This window comes from Occallatibacter sp., assembly GCF_049802275.1.
GTDB lineage: Bacteria > Acidobacteriota > Terriglobia > Terriglobales > Acidobacteriaceae > Telmatobacter.
Map to the genome: position 1 here is coordinate 1 of NZ_JBARMD010000036.1, position 1,936 is coordinate 1,936.

A 1,936-nucleotide genomic window follows, 5' to 3' on the forward strand; every position below is an offset into this window, starting at 1 on the left:
AGCATGTTCCGAGCGATACACAGTGAAATCCGCATACAGATGATCGTTCCACATCGTGTAGGCACCGAGACCAGCGACATCCTGAGCCAGCCCTCCAAGAATGAGTGGCTCAGCAGAAGGCGAGGGAGCGCTCTCGCCGGATATCCACGGATACCCCCACGACGGCGTACTGTTCCAGACATCCTCGACCGTTGGACTGTTGTTCACACTAATCCCATATAACAAGTCCTTCGATCCCAAAGTGGTGTGCTTGGCATAGCGAATGTCCGTATTATCCAGCGTGAAATGATCCGAGGGATGGTCATAGGTTCCTTGCACCATTCCCCCAAGATGAGGCGATATTTCGCCGGCCAAGAAAAGACTGAGTTGCTGAGGAAACCCCGCGGTCCCGTTTTGCGCGCCTGGAACGTGGGTCGTGGTGGCAGTATCGCTGAGAAGAAGCATGACCGATATTGGAAAATATCGGTTGATCTTCAAGTCTTTACTCTCGACGGTCGTATCTGCCTTTTTGTCCGTAAGCGTGTAGCCTTCGAGCTTGAACTTGCGCCCGAACGCGGTTAGCTCAGGCGGATTGCTGTGACAGACATTGCACTGAAGTCCGGTTTGCCGGGTGAAGCTGGGCACAGCTTGTGCGTCGGGACACATACTCTCGATTGACACCAGCAGAACGAGACTGCTCAGTAGCGTGCAGGCCAAGATGCCTTGCTTCATGTGTGTCTCCGCAACCTAGGGTTGAATCAGTAGCAGGCATAGCAGTGCGGCATTTTTAATCAGAGCCACGTTCCGAAACTAAAAACGTCATTTTCCCAAAGAACCAGGATCTAAAACTGTGCCAAAGTGCACACTTTCCTCAGTGACCAGCCATAGGCGTACAACCCAACCTTGCCGCGCTCAGCGGGCCTGGCTGTAGTGTTGCTTCGATTCGAACAATCCGTGCGGAAGGTCTTCCTTCAACATCGCGATGTATGGCCCGAAAGCTGGCGGTGCATCTGTATTGGATCTGACGTCAGGGTGTGGACTACGGCCGTTCGAAGAGCTCGGTTCGCACGTGGCAGAGCCCCCGCAAGGTCGAACAGGTTCAACACTGACTTCCGGTTTGGGAGTAATCCGGTCACTCGCAGGGCAGGCAAATATCGCTCTATTGCTGGCGGAACGCCCTCTTCGCTCTTGCAGCCACGTTTATCTCGGTCCCTCCGACGGATTCAAAGCAGGCGGAGAAGAAGAGATCTTCCCCACCAGGTCCTCGGCCGCCTTCTCGTGCAACTCACGCACTTTACGAGATTCCTTCTCCGCATCCGCGACTCGCCCGAGTGTGTAATACAAACGTGCCAACTGATAATGAGCATCGGGCAGAGCAGGATCGAGCGCCACGGCCTGTACAAGAGCCGTCTGGGCATCTTTGTAATCCTTCTGATGCACGTAGATCGCGGCCAGATCGATGTAGACGATGCGCAGGTCCTTCTTGACGCCCTCCGCCCGCTTGAGCCAGGAAATGGCAGCCTCTGGACGGTTGCCCTTCCATTCGATATCTCCGATATAGGCCAAAGCCAGCGCGTGGTTGGGGTCGAGAGCCAGCTCGCGTTCGAACTCTTGCCTGGCTAGGTCATACTGCTCCGACTTCCAATGAAGATAGCCCAAGCCGAAATGGACGTTGGGCAAGCTAGGAGAGATTTTGGCCGCGGCCTCGAACTCGGCAATCGCCTCAGAAGTTTTCCCCACGCCGTCGAGCGCTTCGCCAGTCAGGACATGGGCTGGGGCCGAATCCGGATTCTGCTCTTCGATTCGGCGAAACTCCTCCTCTGCACAAGGAAATTTGCGGGCCCACAGGCAGCTTTGCGCCAGCACCTGATGAAGCTCCGCGTTGGCAGGGTCGGCCTTGGCCACCGGCTCAAGATATTGAGATGCCAGGTCAAATTTTCGTGCTCCGTAATAGCTC

The 1,936-nt window shown here is 55.5% G+C and carries 2 protein-coding genes; both read right to left on the reverse strand.

Annotated elements, in window-relative coordinates; all coding sequences use genetic code 11:
• On the reverse strand, positions 1-711 hold a 711-nt coding region (locus WA354_RS01000; protein ID WP_472811144.1), incomplete at its 3' end, for a hypothetical protein.
• Positions 712-1,179: 468 nt separating this feature from the next.
• On the reverse strand, positions 1,180-1,936 hold a 757-nt coding region (locus WA354_RS01005), incomplete at its 5' end, for a tetratricopeptide repeat protein (protein ID WP_472811145.1).